1 protein-coding gene is annotated in these 4,535 nt (G+C 74.6%); it reads left to right on the forward strand.

Annotated elements, in window-relative coordinates; genetic code table 11:
* Nucleotides 1-88 precede the first annotated feature (88 nt).
* Nucleotides 89-4,535, forward strand: a 4,447-nt coding sequence (locus EES42_RS43045) for an SDR family NAD(P)-dependent oxidoreductase (protein WP_241196970.1), incomplete at its 3' end; no start/stop codon positions are given.

Below are 4,535 nucleotides of genomic sequence, written 5' to 3' on the forward strand. Positions count from 1 at the left end.
AGCAATCCTCACTGCCCTCGCTGAACTGCATGTGCAGGGAAGGGCAGTTGACTGGTCGGCGTACTTCGCCGGTACCGGTGCCCGTCGCGTGGACCTGCCCACCTACGCCTTCCAGCGCGAGCGCTACTGGCCGAAGAGCAGTTGGGCCGCACCCCGCGACGTGACCGGGCTCGGACTGCGCATGGGAGAGCATCCGCTGCTCGGTGCCGCGGTGGGGCTCGCGCACACCGATGAGTTCCTGTTCACCGGTTCGCTGTCTGCGCAGCGGCAGCCGTGGCTCGCCGATCATGCCGTCATGGGTGCGGTGCTGCTGCCCGGCACGGCCTTCGTCGACCTCGCGCTGCACGCGGGCGAACGCGTCGGTTGCGAAATGGTGGAGGAGCTGACCCTGCAGGCGCCGCTGGCGCTCCCCGCGTCCGGCGGGGTCCAGGTGCAGGTGGTGGTCGGTGCCCCGGAGGCGGAAGGCCGCCGGTCCGTCGGCGTGCACTCCAGGCCCGACGGCGAGGACGAGAGCGACTGGACCCAGCACGCCACGGGTTTCCTCGCGCCGGCCGACGCGGCAGCGGAGGACGCCGCCGCGTCGATCGTGCGGGACGCGCTCGGGGCATGGCCGCCGCGGGACGCCACCCCGATCGGCGTCGATGACGTGTACGAGCAGCTCTCCGCGCGGGGGTTCGGCTACGGCCCGGCCTTCCAGGGGCTGCGCAGGGCCTGGCGCAGAGGAGACGAGGTGCTCGCCGAAGTGGCGGTGGCCGACCTCGACGTGGCCGGCTTCGGCGTGCACCCCGCGCTGCTCGACTCCGGACTGCACGCCCTTGCGGTGAGCGGGCTGCTCGGCGGCGCCGCGGAGCGGGACGCGGTCGGCGGACCGGTTGACGCCGCCGGGCGCGGCTGGCTGCCGTTCTCCTGGGGAGGGGTCTGTCTGCGGGCCACTGGCGCCACCACGCTGCGGATGCGGATCAGCCCGGCGGGACGGGACGCGGTGTCGCTTCACCTGGCGGACGGCGCGGGTCAACTCGTGGCAGTCATCGAGACGTTGGCAATGCGCGAGGTGTCCGCCGAGCAGTTCGGAACCCAGGCCACGGCCGCCATGGACGGGCTGTTCCAGCTGGGCTGGACCGAGGTCGCCGAAGCCGCGCCGAGGGCGGAGCGGCCGTCCGACGAGGCGCCGTGGGCCGTCGCGCTCGCGGCCGACGAGGACGGGCGGCCCGCGGCCTTCGAGGCGTTCGACGCCTTCGTGGACCTCGCCGCGCTGGGCGACGCCGTCGACGGCGGTGCCGATGTGCCCGACGTCGTGATCGCCGACTTCACGGGACGCCCCGCCGGGGCGGGCGATGACACCGCCGCGCACCGCGCCGCGCACCGCGCCCTCGCCCTGGTGCAGCAGTGGCTGGCCGACCCGCGGTTCGACGCCGCCCGGCTGCTGGTGCTGACCAGCGGTGCCGTTGGCCCCGACGGTGACGTGGCCGCGGCGCCCGACCTGGCCGCCGCCCCCGTGTGGGGCCTGCTGCGTTCGGCCCAGTCGGAGAACCCGGACCGATTCGTCCTGCTCGACGCCGAAGAGCCGTACGCGCTCGACGCACCGGCCCTGCGGACGGCGCTCGAAACCGGAGAACAGCAACTCGCCCTGCGCGGACGGACGGTGTACGCACCCCGGTTCGTGCGCGCGGGGCGTGACGGCGCACTGCTGCCGCCGCCCGGCGTCCCCGCCTGGCGGCTCGACAGCGAGAACAGGGGCACCCTCGACGGCCTGGGCCTGCTGCCCCACCCGCAGGCCCTCGACGGCCTGGGGAGCGGCCAGATACGCGTCGCCGTACACGCCGCAGGGCTGAACTTCCGCGACGTACTCATCGCGCTCGACATGTACCCGGGACGCGCCACGATGGGCATCGAGGGCGCGGGCGTCGTGGTCGAGGTCGGCCCCGACGTCACCGGGATCGCGCCCGGCGACCGCGTCATGGGCCTGCTCAGCGGCGGCTTCGGGCCGACCGCGGTGACCGACCACCGGATGGTCGCCAGGATTCCCGACGGCTGGTCGTTCACCCAGGCGGCCTCGGTCCCCATCGTGTTCCTGACCGCCTACTACGGCCTGGTCGACCTGGCCGCGCTGCGGCCCGGCGAATCGGTGCTCGTGCACGCCGCCGCGGGCGGCGTGGGCATGGCCGCCGTCCAGCTGGCGCGGCACCTGGGCGCCGAGGTCTACGGCACGGCCTCCCAGGGCAAGTGGGACACTCTCAGGGAACTGGGGCTGAGCGACGAACAGATCGCGTCCTCGCGCACGCTGGAGTTCGAGGAACAGTTCAGGTCCGGCACCCAAGGACGCGGCGTCGACGTCGTACTGGACTCCCTCGCAGGGCCGTTCGTGGACGCCTCGCTGCGGCTGCTGCCGCGCGGCGGCCGGTTCGTGGAGATGGGCAAGGCCGACGTCCGCGACCCGGAAACGGTCGCCGCCGCACACCCCGGCGTCGACTACCGGGCGTTCGACGTCATCGAGGCGGGACCCGAGCGGATCGGACAGATGCTGGCCGAGGTGGTCGCGCTCTTCGAAAGCGGGGCGCTGCGCCCGCTGCCGGTGCGCGACTGGGACGTGCGCCGCGCCCCGGAGGCCTTCCGGTTCCTCAGCCAGGCGCGCCACATCGGCAAGGTGGTGCTGACCGTCCCGCAGCCGCTCGACGGCACCGGGACCGTCCTGGTGACCGGCGGCACCGGAGCGCTCGGAACCGTCCTCGCACGGCACCTCGTCGCCGCGCACGGCGTCCGGCACCTGCTGCTCACCAGCCGGAACGGCGCGGCCGCCGCGAGCGCACGGGAACTGGCCGCCGAACTCACCGGACTCGGCGCCGACGTCACCCTGGCGGCCTGCGACGTCGCCGACGCCGACGCGCTCGCCGCGCTGCTCGCCGGCATCCCCGCCGAGCACCCGCTGACCGGCGTGGTCCACGCAGCCGGAGTCCTCGACGACGGCGTCATCTCCTCGCTCACCGGCGACCGGCTGGAGGCGGTGCTGCGGCCCAAGCTCGACGCGGCCTGGCACCTGCACCGGCTCACCCGCGACCTCGACCTGCGCGTGTTCGCCCTCTTCTCCTCGACGTCCGGACTGCTCGGGGCGCCGGGACAGGGCAACTACGCGGCCGCGAACGCCTTCCTCGACTCCCTGGCCCGGGCCAGACGGGCCCAGGGCCTCGCCGCGACCTCCCTGGCCTGGGGCCCGTGGGAGCAGGCCGGCGGCATGATCGACCAGCTGCGCGGGACGGACGCGGGACGCACCCCGCGCGGCGGGCTGCTCCGCGCACTGACGGCGGAGGAGGGCCTCGCGCTCTTCGACGCCGCCCTGGCCGTGGACGACGCGCTCCTGGTGCCGATGAAGCCGGACCCGGCCGTCCTGCGCGGCAGGACCGCACGGCCCGCTCTCTTCGACGGGCTCGCGGGCGCACGCAGGCAGGGCAGGCGGCGCGGCGCGGCCGCCGCGGGAGAGACCGCCTCCACCCTCGTCCAGCGGCTGCGCGGACTCGACGAGGCCGAACGGCGGCAGACTCTCGTGGAGTTGGTGAGCGGCCAGGCCGCCGCGGTGCTCGGGCACGCGTCGGCGGGCGCCGTGCGCCCGGACCGGGCCTTCAAGGATCTCGGCTTCGACTCGCTCACGGCCGTCGAACTGCGCAACCGCCTGGGCGCGGCCACCGGCCTGCGGCTTCCCGCCTCACTGATCTTCGACTACCCGACGCCGACCGTCATGGCCGACCGTCTGCACGCCGAACTGGTCGAAACGCCCGGCACGGACGGGACGCCCGCGGCCGCGGTGCGTACCGGCACGGCGGACAGCGACGAGCCCATCGCCATCGTGGCGATGAGCTGCCGCTACCCCGGTGGCGTCAGCTCGCCGGAGGACCTGTGGCGGCTCGTCGCCACGGGCACGGACGGCATAGCGGCCTTCCCCACGGACCGCGGCTGGCGACTGCCGACCACTGCGGACGGCGGGGCCGACGGCCTGCCCCAGGAGGGCGGATTCGTCTACGACGCCGCAGAGTTCGACGCGGGCTTCTTCGGCATCTCGCCGCGTGAGGCGCTCGCCATGGACCCGCAGCAGCGGCTGCTCCTCGAAGCCTCCTGGGAGGTCTTCGAACGCGCCGGCATCGACCCCGCCACGGTGCGCGGCAGCCGGACCGGCGTCTTCACCGGCACCTCGTCCTCCGGGTACGCCACCTCGCTCGCGCAACTGCCGGAAGGCGTCGCCGGGCATGTCCTGACCGGGACGGCGGGCAGCGTCGTGTCCGGGCGCGTCGCCTACACCTTCGGCCTGGAAGGGCCCGCGGTGTCGGTGGACACGGCCTGCTCCTCCTCGCTGGTCGCGCTGCACCTGGCGATCCAGGCGCTGCGCTCGGGCGAGTGCTCGATGGCGCTGGCCTCCGGCGCCATGATCATGGCCGACTCGGGAGTCTTCACGGAGTTCAGCGGGCACGGCGGCCTCGCCGTCAACGCCCGCTGCAAGGCCTTCGCCGCCGGCGCCGACGGCACCGCCTGGTCCGAAGGCGTGGGCG

This window comes from Streptomyces sp. ADI95-17 (assembly GCF_003846175.1).
GTDB classification, from domain to species: Bacteria; Actinomycetota; Actinomycetes; order Streptomycetales; family Streptomycetaceae; genus Streptomyces; species Streptomyces sanglieri.